The sequence below is a fragment of the Intrasporangium flavum genome, assembly GCF_001956915.1.
Taxonomy (GTDB): domain Bacteria; phylum Actinomycetota; class Actinomycetes; order Actinomycetales; family Dermatophilaceae; genus Monashia; species Monashia flava.
In genome coordinates, this window is sequence record NZ_MLJO01000001.1 from 1 (window position 1) to 16,787 (window position 16,787).

Here is a 16,787-nt window from a genome sequence, read left to right on the forward strand (position 1 = left end):
GTGGGGACGAGGGCCGGGCGGGCGGGGCGTCCGTGAGGACGTGCGGGACTCGCATCGGCGCCCCCACGGTGCCGACGACCGTCGCGGCGTCGACGAGCACACCGAGGGAGGTGGCGAGGAGCAGGACGTCGCGCCACCGTTTGCGGCCGGTGCCCGCGGCGGCCGCGACCGCGTAGGTCTGCTCGCGCGTCAGCGAACCGTCGAGGCCGGCGAGCAGCGCCGCCTCCCCGGGCGTGACGCCCTCGACGACGGGAGCCCCTGGCAGCAGGCCGAACTGGACCTCACCGGGGCGGCGCACGTACGGGCGCAGCCACGCCGGCAGGCGAGGACGGTCGGGGACCGGGGAGGGGGACATCGGGACCTCCAGGGCGGCTCGGGCGGCGACGCCGAGGCCCGCGGGCCGGGCGTCCGGCTCCGCTCAGGCTGGCAGCCGCGTGAAGGGCCGCGAGCGCGTCGTCCACAGGTCCCCGGACGCGCACGAGGGGCGGGACCCGTGCGGGTCCCGCCCCTCGAAGTACGGCGTCAGCGACGCCGTCGCGACCTGGTCAGGCCTTGCCCAGAATGCGGTTGAGGTTCGTGCCACAGACGGGGCACTGGCCCTTGGCCATACGGCGACCGTTGTCGGAAACGACAACCTTGCCCTCGGCCTCGCGCTTCTCCTTGCACTTCACGCAGTAGAACTCGCCCTTGTAGGTCTCGTCAGCCATTGGTGTCTCCTTGTAGCTGGCGCCCATCCGACGGGCGCCTCGACTCCTGCAACCCTAGAGCACGCTGAGCACGAAATCATGCTCATCCCCCGCGGGGCGCGCGCGTCGGGGATGAGGTACAAGCCGTGCTCGACGACGCCCGCGCCCCCCGCGGTGCCGCCCGGACCCCGTGAGCACGGGCTGAGCACGCGCTGAGCACGACGAGAGCACGGCGTGAGCACGACCCCAGCACGACGTCAGCACCGGGCCCTCCCGGCCCCGTCCCGGCGCCCGAAACCCACGTCGACTGAGCACTGCGTCACCCCCGTACCAGTGACCCGTGTGAAGAGAGTGATGAGTGGGGCGGAGTGCTCACTCGACGGGGTGAGGTGGGTGTGGGAGGTGTGACGTGTGGGGCGGAGTGCTCACTCGAGGGGAGGTAGCCTGCGACGCGGCGCTACCGCGCGTCCGCAGCGTGCTCCCGCGCGCTGTCGGCGGGCTGGCCTAGCCTGCCCCTATGGCAGTGGCGTCGCGCGAGGTGGTGCACACGGTGGTCGACGGTGTCGCCGTCGAGGTCCGCCGCAGCCCGCGCCGCCGTCGCACCGTCTCGGCCTACCGGCAGGAGGGGCGGCTCGTCGTCCTCGTCCCGGCGCGGATGAGCCGCGCCGAGGAGGGGGAGTGGGTGCGCACCATGGTGGCGCGCGTCGCCGCGTCCGAGAAGCGCCGCCAGCGCAGCGACACCGACCTCCAGCGCCGGGCGCTCGAGCTGTCGCGCGAGCACCTCGGTGGCCGGGCCGTCCCCTCGAGCGTGCGCTGGGTCGGCAACCAGGCGAGCCGCTGGGGTTCGTGCACGCCGGCCGACGGCACGATCCGCCTGTCCGACAAGCTGCACGGGATGCCGTCGTGGGTCGTCGACTACGTGCTCCTGCACGAGCTCGCGCACCTGCTCCAGCCCGGGCACGGCCCGCAGTTCTGGGCGCTGCTCCAGGGCTACCCGCGCCTCGAGAGGGCGCGCGGCTACCTCCAAGGTGTCTCGGCCGCGGCCGGACTCGACCTCAGCGACGACTGACCGGCGTCGTCGGCCCGGCCCTGCACAGGTGGTCCCGGCGCGGACCGACGCGTCAGTGGCGCAGGGCGCGCAGCCCCGCTTCGACGAGCGGCCGCAGCTCGTCGCGGGTGCCCTCGGGCAGGTCGTCGACGGGCCACCAGCGCACGTCGAGCGACTCCTCGCTGACGCGCGCCCTGGCACCGCGCGGCACCACGGCGGCGAAGCGCACGTCGAGGTGCTCCCGGCACGCGCCGAAGTCGCCGACGAGCTCGTGCCGGTCCAGCTGGACGATCCCGGGCAGGACGGTGAGCCCGTCGATGCCCGACTCCTCCGTGGCCTCCCGACGCGCCGCGTGCCACACCGAGGCGTCCCCGGCCTCGTAGTGCCCGCCGAGCTGGAACCAGGCCAGGGCCCGGCGGTGGTGCGTGAGGAGCGTCGAGGTGCCGTCGGCGTCGAGGACGACGACGCTGCCGGTCAGGTGCGCGGGCGGCCCCTGCTTGCTCATGGCGTCGGGGTGGGCGGCGAGGTGGTCGAGGAACTCGGCGCGCAGGCGCTCCTGTGCAGCGTCGGGGGCCTGCCACGCCTCGAGCCGGGCACGGGCGTCGTCCCTGAGCCGCAGCCAGGCGTCCTCGACCGCGGCCGTGCCGTCCGCCTCCTGCTCGAGCGCCCTCCCGGTGCGTCGATCGGTCACCGCGACGGGCCGGGACCGTCGCCCGGCTCGCCCGGCTCTCCCGGCGCGTCGCCCGGCGCGTCGCCCCGGCGCTCGCGGTCGGCGTCCTCGAGGATCCCGCGCAGGACGGCGTCGAGGTCACCGAGCTCGCCGGCGCCGGTCGGCTCGCCCACGCCCGCGGCCGAGCCGCCACGGACCCGCTCGACGTAGCCGATCGGGTCGTCGAGGTCTGCCGAGGTGGGGGCGAGGTCGGGGTGGGCCCACCGGCCGTCGCGCAGCTCGGCTCCGCCCGCGCTCTCGAGGGCGGCCCAGAGGTTCGCGGCGTCGCGCAGCCGCCGCGGACGCAGCTCGAGGCCCACGAGCCCGGCGAACGTCTTCTGCGCCGCACCGCCGACCCGCCGCCGGCGGATCGTCTCGGCGAGGGCGGCCGACTGCGGCAGGTGCCTCGAGGTGGCGCGGTCGGTCACGTGGTCGACCCAGCCCTCGGCGAGGGCGAGAAGCGTCTCGAGGCGCTCGAGCGCGGCCTGCTGGGCGGTGGTGGGCTGGGGCCGGAACAGGTTGCCCTGCAGGGCGGCCCGAAGGGCCTCGGGGTCGGAGGGGTCGATCGTCGAGAGCGCCGACTCGATGGCGTCGGTGTCGATGGTGATGTTGCGCGCGTAGTCGGACACGGCCGACAGCAGCTGCGGCCCGAGCCACGGCACCTCGGCGAAGAGCCGGATGCGCGCGGCCTCGCGGACCGCGAGGTAGAGGCGCACCTGGGCGACGTCGATCTCGAGGGAGTCGGCGAGGGCCGCGACGTTGCCCGGCAGGAGGGCGACGAGGCCGGGCTCGGTCAGGGGCAGACCGACCTCCGTGCCGCCGACGACCTCGGTGGCGAGGGTCCCGACGGCCTGGCCCAGCTGGGCCGAGAACATCTGCCGGCTGAGGTTGCCGAGCATCGGGGCCCACTGGTCGACCATGGCGCGCGGGTCGAAGCCAGCCGGCAGGTCCTCGGGCAGCGCGTCGCCGAACGCCTCGGGGCCGAGCTCGCCGACCTGCTTGCGCAGCGCGTCGGACGTGGCGGCGGTGACGCCGTCGGAGACCGGCTCGATGAGCTCGAACCAGCGCGGCATCGTCGCCTCGACCCACTCGGCCCGGCTCAGGCCGGTGGCCCGCCAGGCCGGGGTCGACAGGGTGGTCTGCTCGTCGAGCCACAGCGAGGCGACCGACACGGCGTCGACGACCGCGCGCGAGGCGGCGTCGTCGTGCACGTCGTTGCCCTCGGCCGCGCTCACGTGCTTGCGGGCCACGTCGGTGGCGAGGTCGCGCGAACCGGTGGGGGAGTCCTGGGCGGCCATGAAGCTGCCGAGCTGGGCGCGCATCGCGGCCTGCGTGGCGGGGTCGGTGAGGTCGACGCCCATGCTGCGCATCGCCTCGGCGAGCTCGGGGTTGCCCGCGGCCTCGCCGAGCACGTGCTCGAGCATCGCGCTGAGGTCGCCCGTGGGCATCTCACCGCCGGCGCCGGGCCGGCGCAGGGGCAGCCCGAACGGGCTGTCGGCGCCGAAGAGGGCCGACGGGTCCGACGGGACGGGCGGCATGTCGGGCACGGCAGGCTCGGTGGGGCCCGCGGGCTCGGTGGGCTCGGTGGGCTCGGAGGTCCCGGCGTCGGGAGCGCTGCCCTCGACGCGGCCGTGCCCGCCCTGCCCGCGCTGCTCGTCGCGCTGTTCGTCGCCCTGCTCGTCGTCCTTGCGGGGGCCCTGGTCGTCGGCCATCCTGCTCATCCCCATCGCCGCTGTCGGTTGTCTCTCCAAGACAACCACGGACGCGTCCGGTTGGTTCCCCGCCGTCGCGCACACCGGGCGCGTCCCACGGCCGGGCAGCATACGATGGCCCGCGTGACGGTCACCCTTGCCGAGATCCGCGAGGCACCCCTGTCGGTCGACGAGGTGCTCGCGAGCGTGTCCGACCCCCGCGCGGGGGGCACGTGCCTCTTCGTGGGGACCGTCCGCGACCACGACGGTCCTGCCGACGCGTCCCCGGACGCCCCGGAGGCCAAGGGGGTCAGCCACCTCGACTACTCGGCGCACCCGCAGGCCACCGACGTCGCCCGCGAGCTGGCCGAGAAGCTCGCCTCCGACGGCCGGGTCGTGCGGATCGCCGTCGTCCACCGCGTCGGCCACCTCGAGGTCGGCGACGTCGCGGTCGTCGTCGGCGTCAGCGCCGAGCACCGCGGTGAGGCCTTCGAGGTGTGCCGCGCCCTCATCGACGAGTTCAAGGCGAACGTGCCCATCTGGAAGCACCAGCAGTTCACCGACGGCGCCGACGAGTGGGTCGGCCTGCCGTGAGGACGATCAAGCGGGTGCCGGACGAGCAGCCCGGCACGTTCCCGGGCGCGCCGCCCGACGGCACGGGCGCGCACGGCGCGGGCGCGAACCCCGGCGACGACGGCCGCCTCACGCGTGGCAACAAGGTCGTCCTCGGGCTGTTCTTCGCCTTCCTCGTCGCGATGGTCGTCGGCTCCCTCGTGCACCTGCCGTACGCCGTCATGAGCCCCGGCCCCACGCAGAACACGCTCGGTGTCTCGGCCGACGGCAAGAAGACCCCGATCATCTCGATCTCGGGTCTGCCCACCTACCCCACCGACGGTGCCCTGCGGTTCACGACGGTCCGCGTCGAGGGTGGTCCCGGCTACCCGGTCGACCTCTGGGACGTCCTGCGCGCGTGGATCGACCCGGCGCGCGACGTCTACCCGGTCGACGACGTCTTCGACCCGCAGGTCAGCGAGGAGCAGGTCGCCGAGGAGAACGCCGTCCAGATGGCCGGCTCGCAGGAGGAGGCCACCGCGGTGGCACTGCGGGCGATCGGCAAGGACGTGCCCACGCACATCGCCATCGCGGAGCTGACCGAGCAGTCCAAGGCCAAGGACCTGCTCAAGCCCAAGGACCGCATCGTGCGCGTCGACGGCACCGCGATCACCTCGGCCGACGACGTCCGCACGGCGCTGCAGCAGCGTCGCCCCGGCGACACCGTCGAGCTGACGGTCGCGCGCGACGGCAAGGACGTCACCGTGTCGGTCCCGACCATCGCCGGCCAGGGCGGGCGCACGGCGCTCGGCGTCATCCTCAGCCTCGAGCACGACTTCCCGGCCACGGTCAAGATCGACGCCGGGTCGATCGGCGGCCCGTCGGCCGGACTGATGTTCAGCCTCGGCATCTACGACAAGCTGACGCCGGGTCCGCTGGCGAACAACCACCAGATCGCCGGCACCGGCACCATCGACGACAACGGCGACGTCGGCCCGATCGGTGGCATCCGCCAGAAGCTCGCCGGGGCCCGGGCCGACGGCGCCACGTGGTTCCTCGCGCCGTCCGACAACTGCAACGAGGTCGTCGACCACGTGCCCGACGGCCTCCAGGTGGTCAAGGTGTCGACCTTCGACCAGGCCAAGACCGCCGTCGAGGCGATCGCCGCCGGGCGCACGGGCTCGCTGCCGCACTGCTGACGGCGCGCCGGTGCGGCGCGTCGGGACCGTTCGGCTCCGTGGGGTGTCGAGGGGCGGTCAGTCCGTCAGCGTGGCGCGCAGCGCCTCGACGAGACCGGGCGCGAGGTCGCGCCCGGTGGCCACGGCGTCGTCGGAGTCGTGCTCGCGCTGGCGCAGCAGGCAGATCGAGGAGCCGTCGCGCAGGACCGCGACGAGAAGGCGCACGTCCTTGCGGTCCGGGTGGGAGGCCAGCGCCTCGACGGCGTCGTCGGATCGGGTCGGCAGGTCGCGCTCGGCCTCCGGCGGCACGACCATCCGCTCGATGGCGAAGGCGCAGCCGTCGACCTCCTGCGGCCAGGCGATCCGGCCGAGCAGCGTCTCGAGCGAGCTCGTCTGCGGCAGGCCCTCCTGCTCGATCGCGGTCAGCGCACCCTCGGCGAAGTCGGCGGGCCCCATGCCCGCGCGCAGCTGGGGCTCGCGCTCGAGGAGGTCGGCGGTGCGCACGAGGGCGAAGAGGCGGGCCGGCTGGTCCCACCCGGACGCGGCGACGTGCCGCTCGGTGTCGAGGGCGGCGACGGAGAGGGGATCGATGACGGGCTGGGAGCTCACGCGTCCATGCTGCCGCATGAGGTCGCACGCGCCACCTCCGGACCCGCCCGAGTCACGGTGCGGTATCGGCTCGGTGGACCGCACGGGTCGCCGGGTTATGGTTTGGCTGGCGGTCCCGGCCGCCCCGTCGGCGGAGCCGAACCCGCCGACCGCCCTGCCCGACCCAGCACCCGAGGCAACTCCACGTGAGCGACAGCAACTTCGGTCCCCCTCCGCGCAACTTCGACGACGACGACGCGGGCCCGCCACGGCGCCCCGAGGGTCCGACGCTGCCGCCGGCGCGCCGTCCGCTCGTCACGGCCCTCGTCGTGGCCGGCGCCCTCGTCGTCGTCCTCGCCATCGCGGCCCAGTTCTGGACCGAGGTGCTCTGGTACCAGTCGGTCTCGTTCTCCTCCGTCTTCACGACGCAGCTGGTGACCAAGGTCGTCCTCGGCGTCGTCGGCGGCCTGCTCACCGCGGCCGTCGTGTGGTCGAGCATCCACGTCGCCTACCGCACGCGGCCGATCTACGCGCCCTCGCCCGACACCCAGGCGATGGAGCACTACCGCCAGCTCGTCGAGCCGATGCGGCGCACCGCCACGGTCGCGGCCCCGCTCGCGATCGGGCTCTTCGCCGGCCTGTCCGCCGCGACCCAGTGGGACACGTTCCTGCTGTGGCGCAACGGAACTCCGTTCGGCACCACCGACCCCGAGTTCGGTCTCGACGTCGGCTTCTTCGTCTTCGACCTGCCGTGGATCAACTTCGTCATCGCCTTCCTCACGATGATCCTCGTCATCGGCTTCATCACCGCGGCCTTCACGCACTACCTCTACGGCGGCATCGTCGCGAGCCAGAAGATGCGCTCGACGCAGGCGGCCCGGGTGCACCTGTCGGTCATCGCGGCCGCCCTCGTGCTCGTGCGCGGCATCGCCTTCTGGGTCGACCGCTACAACCTCGCCACGGCTCAGGGCACGAAGATCACCGGCATCCAGTACACCCAGGCGCACGCCGACATCCCGACCAAGGGGATCCTCGCCCTGGCCGCCGTCATGTGCGCGCTGATGTTCCTCACCGTCATCTGGACCCGGTCCTGGCGCCTGCCGGTCGTCGGCGTCGCGGTGCTGGCCGTCATCGTCGTGGCCGTCGGTGGCATCTACCCGGCGCTCATCCAGTCGCTCAAGGTCCGCCCGTCGGAGAAGTCGCTCGAGGTGCCGTACATCGCACGCAACATCGCGGCGACCCGGGCGGCCTACGGCTTCGACAAGATCGACGTCAAGTCCTACGACACCAAGACGGTGGCGCAGCCGAACGCCCTGCGCAGCGACGCTGCCACCGTTCCCGGCATCCGCCTCATCGACCCGAACATCGTCAGCCCGACGTTCAAGCAGCTCGAGGCGAGCAAGGGCTACTACCAGTTCGCCGACGTCCTCGACGTCGACCGGTACAAGATCGACGGCAAGTCCCAGGACACCGTCATCGCGGCGCGCGAGCTCGACCTCAACGGCGTGCCCGACCAGCAGCGCAACTGGCTCAACGACCACACCGTCTACACCCACGGCTACGGCGTCGTCGCGGCCAAGGGCAACACCCGCGACGACGACGGCGCCCCGACGTTCTTCGAGTCCCAGATCGGCACCCAGGGCGCCCTGGGCAAGTACGAGCCGCGGATCTACTTCGGCGAGTACTCGCCCGACTACTCGATCGTCGGCGGTGGCAAGAAGGAGTTCGACTACCCCGACCCCAAGGGCACCGGACAGATCCAGTACGCCTACCAGGGCACCGGCGGCGTCCAGCTGGACGGGCTGCGCCGGCTCGCCTACGCCGTCAAGTACCGCGAGATCAACTTCCTGCTCTCCGACGCCGTCACCAACGACTCGCGCATCCTCGACTACCGCACGCCCCGCGAGCGCGTCCAGCGTGTCGCCCCGTGGCTGACGCTCGACGGCAACGCCTACCCCGCGGTCGTCGACGGCCGGGTGCTGTGGATCCTCGACGGCTACACGACGTCGGCCAACTACCCGTACTCGCAGACCACGACCCTCGACGCCGCCACCGAGGACGCCGTGACGAGCACCCGCACCGCGGTCCGCGCCGTGCAGGGCGGGCAGGTCAACTACGTGCGCAACTCGGTCAAGGCCACCGTCGACGCCTACGACGGCTCGGTGACGCTCTACCAGTGGGACGAGCAGGATCCGATCCTCAAGGCCTGGATGTCGATCTTCCCGGGCACGGTCAAGCCGCTGTCCGACATCAAGGGCTCGCTCATGGAGCACCTGCGCTACCCCGAGGACCTCTTCAAGGTCCAGCGGCAGCTGCTGCAGAAGTACCACGACAACGACGCCAACTCCTTCTACGGCGGCCAGAACTTCTGGCAGGTGCCGGAGGACCCGTCGCAGACCGAGTTCGTCCAGCCGCCGTACTACCTGTCGCTCGCCATGCCCGGTCAGTCGAGCCCGGCCTTCTCGCTGACCTCGACGTTCATGCCGACCGGTGACCGGAACGTCCTGTCGGGCTTCCTCGCCGTCGACGGCGACGCCGGGTCCGAGACCGGCAAGAAGTCAGCCCAGTACGGCACGATGCGGCTGCTCGAGACCACCGGCGGCACCGTCAACGGCCCGGGCCAGGTGTACAACGCCATGCGCAGCTCGGCGGTGTCGTCCAAGGACCCGGAGCTGCCGACCACCCTCGCGCAGTACATCGGCACGACCAACTCCAACGGCAACTCGGTCATCTTCGGCAACCAGCTGACCCTGCCGGTCGGCGGTGGCCTGCTCTACGTCCAGCCGATCTACTCGCAGGCCCGGGCACAGTCCGGTTCCTACCCACGCCTCGTCGCGGTGGCCGTCTCCTTCGGCAACAAGATCGCCTGGGCCGGCTCGCTCGACCTCGCCCTCAACGACCTCTTCGAGGGCCAGTCCGGTGCGTCGGCGGGCGACACCGGGACCAACACCCCGTCGACGCCGGGCACGGGCGGTACGCCGACCCCGACGCCCACCGGCACGTCGACGCCGGGCCCGACGACGTCGCAGCCGGCTCCGACGGGCACACCCGACGCGGCCGCGCTGGCCCAGGCGATCAAGGACGCCCAGGCGGCCTACTCCGAGGGGGAGGCGGCGCTCAAGCGCGGCGACTTCGCCGCCTACGGTCAGGCGCAGGCGCGTCTGCAGCAGGCCCTGCAGCGGGCGGCGGACGCCGCTCCGCAGAGCAGCGCGACGAAGAGCCCCTGAGGCGCCGACCTCCGGTGCGATACCGCCGGGGCCGTTCCCGACTCGGGGACGGCCCCGACGCTCGTTCTCCCGGGCGTCCCGAGGGCGTCGCCGCCCGTTCACCCTCCGGCCCTAGCCTGCTGGCTCGTGCTGAGCTCACCAGGGTCGCTGCTCCGGGCCTGGCGCCGGGCGAGCGGACGCACCCAGGCTGAGCTCGCGCAACGCCTGGGCGTCACCTCGGCGGCCGTGAGCGCCTGGGAGACCGGTGTCCGAGGCATCCCCGTGCCGGCCCTCGAGCAGCTCGATGACGTGCTGGCGGCGGGCGGCTGCCTCGTCGGTCTCTGCCTCGCCCTCGGAACGATGCTGCTCGAGCCGCGGACCCGCTGGGGCCACGCCTTCCGCGAAGGCTCCGGCCCGGTGTGGGCGTGGGTCAGGCCGCGGTCGGCCGGGCGGGTGCGAGGGCTCGCGCGCCTGCGTGTCGTCGCCTTCGGCCTCGACCACGAGGTCGGGCCCGACGGGCTCTTCGTCGTGGCGCCTCGCCTCGACCCGAACTGGACGGTCAGCGTGCAGACGGAGACGCCCGTCTGGGTCGACTTCGGCCGCGGGGTGCCGCCGGACTGGTTGGGGGTGCCTCGCGTGTCATCCGTCGGACTGCGCGACATCGTGCTGACCCACCCGAGCGACCCGATGCTCGACCTGCTGCTCGACAGCGTCCGCCGGCAGGCCGGGGGAGACACCGAGTCGCTCCGGAGGCGGTTGCGCGGGCTGGTCGAGGACGTTCGCTGGGACGCCCTGGAGGAGCAGTGGCGCAAGGGCACGGACCTCGTGCCACCGCAGGGGGGCGACGACGCCGCTCCGCCTCGTACCCCCGAGGGCCGCCGCGCCCTCCACCGGCGCCTGCGGGCGGCGCGGGGCATGTCGCAGGCGGACGCCGCAGCGGCGACCACGCGTCTGCTGCAGTCGCGCGTCCGGCGTCCCCACCACGCCCGGGAGGTGCCGAGAGCCGTCTCGGCCATGCAGATCCACAACTACGAGACCGGTCGGCGTGGCCGGGTGCCCCACCTGCCGGCTCTGCTCGACCTCGCCTACGACGCGTTCGGGACCAGCTGCTTCGAACCGGTGCGAAGCACCGACCTTCGTCCGGGAGCGCTCGGGGTCGCCTTCCCCGACTTCTGGGTCGGGCCCGTGACGGTGACCGCTCGTCCCCTGCTGCGTGCAGGCGCGCCCGGCCCGATGACGCTGCGGTGGCGCGGTCGCCTCCGACAGGAGCAGCTGTGCTCGGCGCCGGTGACGCTCGGCTGTGTGCGCCTCGCCGAGGACGGCGATCTCATCGTGTCGCTGCCCCCGGGCTGGCGGCTCGACGCGTGGATGGGGCACGACCCGCGCGCGCGAGAGCTGGTCAGCGACTGGGTGCCGGTGAGCCCCGAGGCTGGTCGGGCGGCCGTCGAGCGGGTCCTGTCCAGCGTCTGCCGCGCCGTCGGGGTCGCGGAGGAGGACCTGAGGCGCGCCATCGCCGGGACCGCCGACGGGCAGGTCCGTCATCCGGATGCCCCGGACCCGACGGCCGCGTGCACCTCAACACCCTCTTGCACGACCGACCGGTACGCCCCGACCCGTTAACCCGGAGTTCGTCCGCGCGCCCCGTCGATTCCGGCCCCGGTCCCTAGGTTCCTCGGTGTCCCATTCGTCCACCGACGGGATCGACATGCAGACGACGCCGGCCGTGAGGGCCCGCCAGCTGACCAAGTCCTTCGACGACGTCGTCGCCCTGGACGGCGTCGACCTCGACGTCGCCGAGGGCGAGGTCCACGGGCTCGTCGGGCCGAACGGCGCGGGCAAGACGACGCTGCTCGGGCTCCTGCTCGGTCTCGCGGTGCCCGACGCCGGCAGGCTCGAGATCCTCGGGGTGCCCGTCGCGCGGGCGCTGGCGGTGCCCGACGGCGTGGCCGGCTTCGTCGACGGTCCGGGGCTCTACCCGACGCTGACCGCACGCCAGAACCTCTCCGCCCTGGTCCGCCTCCACGGCGGCGGGGCGGCATCACGGGCGGTGACCGACGCGCTCGATGAGGTCGGCCTCGACGCCGTCGCCGACGACCTGGTCCGCGGGTTCTCGCTCGGGATGCGCCAGCGGCTCGGGCTCGCCGCCGCGCTCCTGACCGGACCGCGTCTGCTCGTGCTCGACGAGCCAGCCAACGGCCTGGACCCGGCCGGCAAGAACCACGTGCACGGCGTCATCGCCCGGCTCGCCGACGCCGGTACCGCGGTCGTGCTGTCGAGCCACCGCATGGACGACGTCGCCGCGCTCTGCTCGGAGGTGACGCTCCTGGCCACCGGGCGGGTCGTGTTCACGGGTCCGGTCGACAAGCTGGCGCTCGAGAGTCGCGAGGCCGACTACCGGGTCGTGACCTCCGACCCCGGCAAGGCCGCGCGGATGGCCCTCGAGGTGCCGGGCCTGCGCACGCCGCCGGCGGACGAGCCAGCCGGCCGTCCGGCGAGCCGCGGACTCGTCGTGCGCGGCAGCGTCGCGTCGATGGACGAGCTCGTGGTGCGGCTCGTCGGCGCCGGGGTGGCGGTGCGCGAGCTGGCGCCCGTCGTGACGCCGCTCGAGTCCGCCTACCTCGCCCTGACCGCCACCGAGGAGTCCCGATGACCCCGACGATGGCTGTCCCCCGAGAGCAGGTACCGGCCCACGGCGCCTCGAGGCCCCGACCGGCGGCCCTCATCGAGACGTTCCGATTCGAGCTGCGGAAGACCCTGTCGCTGTGGAGGATCCGCCTCGTGCTGGTCGTGGCGCTCGTCGGCCCCGGCGTGCTCGTCGCTGTCATGGGCAACCAGACCTCGCTGCCCGCGGACACCGTGTTCGGGCGGTGGATGGGCACGAGCGGGTGGGCCGGGGCGCTTGTGGTCCTCGACGCCGCGTGCTCCTACGGCCTGCCGCTGCTCACCTCGCTGGTCGCCGGCGACGCGTTCGCGGCCGAGGACCGCATCGGCACGTGGCGCCACCTGCTCATGGCCGTCCGGTCGCCCCGGCGCATCTTCGCCGCCAAGGCGCTCGCCAGCCTGACGGTCATCTGGCTCGTCGTCCTGCTGCTCGCGGTCTCGAGCGTCGCCGGCGGCCTGCTCGGCATCGGCAACCACCCCCTGGTCGGCCTCGACGGATCGGTCCTCGAGCCGGCCGCGGCGGCGCGCGGCGTCGCGCTCGCCTGGCTCGTCGTTCTCGTACCGACGGCCGCCTTCGCGGCGCTGGGCCTGCTCGGTTCGGTCGTGCTCGGCCGGTCGCCGATGGGGCTGCTCGTGCCTGCGGTGGTCGCGTCCGTCATGGCCCTGGCCCAGCTGCTGCCGCTCCCCGTCGCGCTGCGGATGGCGCTGCCGACCCAGGCCTTCGTCGCCTGGCGCGGCCTGTTCACCGAGCCGCCGCAGACCGGCCCGCTCGTGCTCGGCCTCGTCGTCAGCCTCGCGTGGGCGGCGCTCGCCACCGCGGTGGCCCTCCGGCTCTTCCTGCGGCGCGACTTCACCGACCTCGCCCACGACGGGTCGGGCCGCCGGGCCACCCTCGCAACCGCCCCGCTCGTGGGCCTGACGGTCGTGACCGGCCTCGTCGTCGCCGTGGCGGCGCCCGGCGGGGGCACGGGCTCCGGCATCGAGCGTCCGAAGCTCGAGGCGTCGCTCGCCACGTCGTTCGCCCACCTCTACCGGCTCCAGACCGAGGAGCTGCACCGGGCAGCGGTCACCGAGGCGCAGCTGGCCACGACGGCCTCGTGCGACAAGGGCGGCAGCCGCCTCGAGGACACCGGACCCGGTGCGGACTGGCGCTGCGTCGTCACCTGGCACCTGCCCGGCGCGAGCGCCGTCGGCACCGCCGTCTACCAGCTCGACGTCACCGCCGACGGGCGGTACGTCGCCGACGGGGACGGACCCAAGGAGGTCAACGGCAGCTTCACCGTCCGCTCCTCCCGCGGCGACGCCCCCAACCCGCTGTGGCAGCTCGACGGCACCGTCGACCTGCTCGACCCCACCCCGAAGGGATGACCCACCCATGCACGTGACCAGACACAGACGCGAGCACGCCCAGCGCGGCGCCGCCTTCGCCCGAGGCCGTCGGGCCCGGATCGTCCTCGCCTCCACCGCCGCCCTCGTCGTGGCCGGCACCGCCGTCGAGGCCTACGCGAGCACCGTCGGGTTCGGCGACCAGCAGGTCGGCACCGAGTACGCCGCCGGGCTGCAGGTCTCCTCCAACCAGGTCGTCAAGCCGTACGGCGAGCGCCTCGTCACCGAGCTCGGCAAGTTCATGGGCTCGACGGTCAGCGCCGACGGCCGCTACCTCGCCGCGACGAGCAACGACCGCTCGATCTCGGTGCAGGTCTTCGACCTGCGCACCTACAAGCTCATCTGGACCGTCGGCAGCGCCGCCGCGGCCGACCAGAAGGTGTCCGACAACAGCGTGGGGCAGGATGGCCCGACCTACTCCCCGGACGGGAAGTTCCTCTGGGTGCCGCAGGCCACCGGCCTGACGCGCTACCCGGTCAACGCCGACGGCACGCTCGGGGCCGGCACGAAGGTCGCCATCCCCGCGATCGACGGCGCCCAGGCGCTCACCGGCAAGGCCGCCTTCTCGCCCGACGGCTCCCGGCTCTACGTCGCCGTCAACGGCCAGAACCGCGTCGTCCTCATCGACCCGGTCGCCGGCACCGTCACGCGCAGCTGGACCACCGGCATCGCGCCGCGCCACCTCACCTTCGTCGGCGACAAGCTGTACGTCAGCAACGAGGGCGGGCGCTTCGCACAGTCGGGGGAGACGACCATCAACTCCTACGGCACGCAGGTGCCGGCCGACGGCAACCTCGGCACCGCCACGACCGGCACGCTCAGCGTCATCGACACGAGCACCCCTGGGGCCCAGGTCCGTTCGATCCCGGTGGGGCTGCACCCGACCGCGATGTACGCGTCCGGCAAGGCGCTCTTCGTCACCAACACCGTCGACGACACGGTCTCGGTCGTGAACACCGACTCCGACAAGGTCGTCCAGACGATCAGCACCCAGCCGTGGAAGGGCTCGGAGGTCGGGTACCAGCCGAACGGCGTCACCCTGACGCCCGACGGGCGTCTGCTCGTGACCCTCGGACGCGCCAACGCCGTGGCGGTGTACCGCTACCACGGCGACCCGCAGGAGCCGGTCAACTTCATCGGCCTGCTGCCGACCGACTACTACCCCTCGGCGGTCGCCGGCGTCGGTGGCCAGGTCGTCGTGACGAACACGCGGGGGATCGATGCCCGCGGTCCGCTCATCACCTTCAAGCAGGGTCCCGGCACCGACCCGGCCACCGGCCACGGGACGCACGGCACCACGGCATCGCTGACCCGCTTCACGCTGCCGAGCGACGACGCGATCGCCCGTGCCACCGGGGCGGTGTTCGCCCAGAACGGCTGGGGCCCGGGCGACACCGACGTCAAGCAGGCCTCGGGCAACAAGCAGAAGGCCGTACCCGTGCCGAAGCGCATCGGCGACCCGTCGACGATCAAGCACGTGTTCGTCCTCGTCAAGGAGAACCGGACCTACGACCAGGTGTACGGCGACGACACCCGTGGCAACGGCGACGCCTCGCTCGCACAGTTCGGCGCGACCGTCACCCCGAACCAGCACGCCCTCGCCAGGCAGTTCGGCCTCTACGACAACACCTACGACGTCGGGACCAACTCGGCCGAGGGCCACAACTGGCTCATGCAGGGTGACAACCCCGAGTACACGGAGTCGAGCGCCGGCGAGTACACGCGTAGCTACGACACGGAGGACGACGTGCTCGGCCACCAGCGTTCCGGGTTCCTCTGGACGGCGGCCACGGCCGCAGGCCGGAGCGCCCGCAACTTCGGTGAGTTCATGATGTGGGAGAACAAGCCCGCGGGCGCGACGTGGCAGAAGTACTACTGCGCCACGAAGAGCGTCGACGCCGGGGGCGACCCCGCGCAGCTGGTCGACCCGACGCTGCGGCTCGACGTCCAGTCGCCGATCCCGTCGCTCAACGCGATCTCGAACCACGACTCGCCGATGTTCGACACGAACATCCCCGACATCTACCGCTTCCAGATCTGGAAGCAGGAGTTCGAGAAGAAGGGGCCGGCGAACCTCAACATGATGTGGCTCTCGAGCGACCACACCGGTGGCACACCGGACGCCCGCGCGCAGGTCGCGGACGGTGACCTCGCCGTGGGTCGGGTCGTCGACGAGATCTCGCACAGCCCGTACTGGAAGGACTCGGCGATCTTCGTCGTCGAGGACGACAGCCAGAACGGCGCCGACCACGTCGACGGCCACCGCGCCCCGATCCAGGTCATCAGCCCCTACGCGGCCCACGGCAAGGTCATCAGCACGTACTACTCACAGATCTCGATGATCCGCACGATCTCGCAGATCCTCGGGGCCCAGCCGCTCAACCAGAAGGTGGCCGCGGCGTCGCCGATGTTCGACGCCTTCCAGTCGACGCCCGACTACACCCCGTTCGACGCGGTGCCCAACCAGGTGCCTCTCACGGAGGGCGTCGCGTCGGCGCCGGCGTGCGGCGCCGACACCCTCGGGACCACGGGCGCGGCCGCTCGGGCGGTCGACGCCGAGGTGGCTGCCCAGACGGCCATCCCGGCGTCGCAGAAGCGGGTGGCCGCGCAGTGGGACGCCTGGCGCCAGTCGAAGAAGCTGGCCGGCAACGGTGCGGTCGCCGACTTCGCCAACCCCGAGCAGATGAACCGGTTCACCTGGTACCAGGCGCACGGGTGGAAGACGCCCTACCCGGGCGACGCATCGGTGCTCGCGCCGTCGCAGGTGCCCGGCGCCGACCTGCCGCCGGCGGAGAACGAGTGACCGGAGTCGCGAAAGCGGATCGAAACGCGCTGGGGCAGCATCGGATTCGGGTGCTGCCCCAGTTGCGTACGCCCGTGCGGTGGCATCCGCACAGCCTTCGACGTCGGGGCCCAAGGGTGCCGGCAGGGCCGATTTGGTCTTTCCCGGGGGAGTCGTCTAGGGTTAAGACATACCGACGCGGGGTGGAGCAGCTCGGTAGCTCGCCGGGCTCATAACCCGGAGGTCGCAGGTTCAAATCCTGCCCCCGCTACCAATCGCGTCAGGCGAGACGAAGGCCCG

13 protein-coding genes and 1 tRNA gene are annotated in these 16,787 nt (G+C 72.9%); 9 read left to right on the forward strand and 5 right to left on the reverse strand.

All coding sequences use genetic code 11. The features are described from left to right. Together BIV28_RS00005 and BIV28_RS19810 are read right to left on the reverse strand one after the other, a co-directional pair. The coding region (locus BIV28_RS00005) for a hypothetical protein (RefSeq protein WP_207555668.1) at nucleotides 1-355 on the reverse strand (355 nt) is incomplete at its 3' end. 190 nt (nucleotides 356-545) lie between these two features. Continuing rightward, nucleotides 546-707 carry a DUF5679 domain-containing protein gene (locus BIV28_RS19810; RefSeq protein ID WP_020143053.1) on the reverse strand — a complete coding sequence of 54 codons (162 nt, stop codon included), beginning with the start codon at nucleotides 705-707 and terminating at the stop codon, nucleotides 546-548. Between the two features lie 496 nt (nucleotides 708-1,203). Between BIV28_RS19810 and BIV28_RS00010 the strand changes: the two genes are divergently transcribed. Continuing rightward, nucleotides 1,204-1,755, forward strand: a complete 552-nt coding sequence (locus BIV28_RS00010) for a M48 metallopeptidase family protein (RefSeq protein ID WP_076258212.1) — start codon at nucleotides 1,204-1,206, stop codon at nucleotides 1,753-1,755. A gap of 52 nt (nucleotides 1,756-1,807) precedes the next feature. Here the strand turns inward: BIV28_RS00010 and BIV28_RS00015 are convergent, their stop codons facing one another. Next, on the reverse strand, nucleotides 1,808-2,425 hold the full coding sequence (locus BIV28_RS00015; protein ID WP_207555669.1) for an NUDIX hydrolase: 618 nt from the start codon (nucleotides 2,423-2,425) through the stop codon (nucleotides 1,808-1,810). Next, nucleotides 2,422-4,155 carry a zinc-dependent metalloprotease gene (locus BIV28_RS00020; protein WP_076258213.1) on the reverse strand — a complete coding sequence of 578 codons (1,734 nt, stop codon included), beginning with the start codon at nucleotides 4,153-4,155 and terminating at the stop codon, nucleotides 2,422-2,424. Before BIV28_RS00020 ends, BIV28_RS00015 begins: the two co-directional genes overlap by 4 nt. Before the next feature lie 114 nt (nucleotides 4,156-4,269). Between BIV28_RS00020 and BIV28_RS00025 the strand changes: the two genes are divergently transcribed. Together BIV28_RS00025 and BIV28_RS00030 are read left to right on the forward strand one after the other, a co-directional pair. Further along, nucleotides 4,270-4,728, forward strand: coding sequence for a molybdenum cofactor biosynthesis protein MoaE (locus BIV28_RS00025; protein WP_076258215.1), 459 nt, complete (start codon nucleotides 4,270-4,272; stop codon nucleotides 4,726-4,728). Further along, entirely contained in the window at nucleotides 4,725-5,885 is a 1,161-nt protein-coding gene (locus BIV28_RS00030) for a YlbL family protein (RefSeq protein WP_076258216.1), read from the forward strand. Before BIV28_RS00025 ends, BIV28_RS00030 begins: the two co-directional genes overlap by 4 nt. A 57-nt stretch (nucleotides 5,886-5,942) precedes the next feature. On the opposite strand, the gene BIV28_RS00035 is transcribed toward BIV28_RS00030, so the two are convergent. Then, a complete protein-coding gene (locus BIV28_RS00035) occupies nucleotides 5,943-6,491 on the reverse strand; it encodes a PPA1309 family protein (RefSeq protein ID WP_076258223.1) in 549 nt (182 codons plus the stop codon). 167 nt (nucleotides 6,492-6,658) lie between these two features. On the opposite strand from BIV28_RS00035, the gene BIV28_RS00040 reads away from it, so the two are divergent. The 6 genes from BIV28_RS00040 (at nucleotide 6,659) to BIV28_RS00065 (ending at nucleotide 16,761) form a co-directional block, all read left to right on the forward strand. Continuing rightward, nucleotides 6,659-9,679, forward strand: a complete 3,021-nt coding sequence (locus BIV28_RS00040; RefSeq protein ID WP_076258224.1) for a UPF0182 family membrane protein — start codon at nucleotides 6,659-6,661, stop codon at nucleotides 9,677-9,679. 126 nt (nucleotides 9,680-9,805) lie between these two features. Beyond that, nucleotides 9,806-11,278 carry a helix-turn-helix domain-containing protein gene (locus BIV28_RS00045; RefSeq protein ID WP_076258225.1) on the forward strand — a complete coding sequence of 491 codons (1,473 nt, stop codon included), beginning with the start codon at nucleotides 9,806-9,808 and terminating at the stop codon, nucleotides 11,276-11,278. Between the two features lie 55 nt (nucleotides 11,279-11,333). Then, nucleotides 11,334-12,308: an ABC transporter ATP-binding protein gene (locus BIV28_RS00050; protein ID WP_242652694.1), complete on the forward strand. Its 975-nt coding sequence runs from the start codon at nucleotides 11,334-11,336 to the stop codon at nucleotides 12,306-12,308. Beyond that, nucleotides 12,305-13,687: an ABC transporter permease gene (locus BIV28_RS00055; RefSeq protein WP_076258227.1), complete on the forward strand. Its 1,383-nt coding sequence runs from the start codon at nucleotides 12,305-12,307 to the stop codon at nucleotides 13,685-13,687. Before BIV28_RS00050 ends, BIV28_RS00055 begins: the two co-directional genes overlap by 4 nt. A gap of 13 nt (nucleotides 13,688-13,700) precedes the next feature. Further along, nucleotides 13,701-16,508, forward strand: a complete 2,808-nt coding sequence (locus BIV28_RS00060) for an alkaline phosphatase family protein (RefSeq protein WP_242652696.1) — start codon at nucleotides 13,701-13,703, stop codon at nucleotides 16,506-16,508. A 176-nt stretch (nucleotides 16,509-16,684) separates the two neighbouring features. Then, nucleotides 16,685-16,761, forward strand: a tRNA-Met gene (locus tag BIV28_RS00065). Nucleotides 16,762-16,787 lie beyond the last annotated feature (26 nt).